Raw genomic sequence first — 1,136 nt, forward strand, 5'->3', positions numbered from 1 at the left:
TTGATTGGATGTGATTGTTATTTTTTATAATTTTTTTATTAAAAAATAGTTTTTTTATATTTAAATAATGCATTTTTTTATTAAAAATAATACAAGATAATTTTTCCCTTAAAATTTACAATTTTTAAACAAGGATAATTCATTATGAAAAACATTACAAGAAGTTTAACGGGAAAATTAACTTTTTTTGTTTTTTTAGCAATTATAGCTATTTTATTTATAGCAAATGCATTTAATTATGCCGAAGTAAAGCATGATGTTCAAAAACTCATCAATGATATACAAGTTAAAACAATGCAAGATGTTTTAAAGAATTTTGATGACTACACTGCTTCAAGAAGCGATGCTATTAGATCTGTCGCCTCTGAATTGCAAAAAAATCCTAATGCGAGTTTAGAAGAAATTTACACTATGGTTAAAGTTGCAAAAGAAGCTAGTCGTTTTGATGTGCTATATGTAGGACTTGCACACAATGGTGCAATGATTAGATCAAATGGAAACCATCAAATGCCATCTGATGGCTATGATCCTAGAACAAGAAGTTGGTACACAAGTGTTGCTTCTGGAGAAAACAAAGTTGTAATATCAAAGCCTTATATTGCCCCTAGCTTAAAAGCTCCTTCTTTATCTTTTTCATATCCTATAGTTGTTAATGGTAAATTTATAGGTGCAGTAGGTGGAAATTATGATTTAAATACTTTTTCAGATAATGTATTATCAATGGGAAGGTCACAAAGCGGATATACTGTGGTTTTAGATAATGATGGAACTATACTTTTTCATGAATCTTCTGAGGCATTATTAACAAAAAATGAATTAAGTCAAAATATAGTAAAATCATATCTTTCAACACCTGAAGGAAAATCAGGACTTCTTTCAAGCTCACCAATGTTAATTGAAGATGGAAATGCTCCTCGCAAGGCTGTGATTTGTCAGAAATCTTCAACAGGATATAATGTTTGTGTGATTGCAGATGAAAAAATCTATAAAGACCCGGTAAATAAAGCTTTAATACAACAAATCATTATTGGTGTTATAAGCTTGGTAATTGCTCTTGTAATTATAAGATTTATGATTAATTATAATCTTTCTCCACTTCAAAAAATCCAAACCGGCCTTAACTCTTTCTTTGACTT

The 1,136-nt window shown here is 29.0% G+C and carries 1 protein-coding gene; it reads left to right on the plus strand.

What is annotated here, in order from left to right:
* Positions 1-144: 144 nt before the first annotated feature.
* Positions 145-1,136, plus strand: a 992-nt coding sequence (locus L8W69_RS09145) for a cache domain-containing protein (protein WP_263666988.1), incomplete at its 3' end; no start/stop codon positions are given.

Source organism: Campylobacter sp. CNRCH_2016_3089, from assembly GCF_025772505.1.
Lineage (GTDB): Bacteria > Campylobacterota > Campylobacteria > Campylobacterales > Campylobacteraceae > Campylobacter_D > Campylobacter_D lari_D.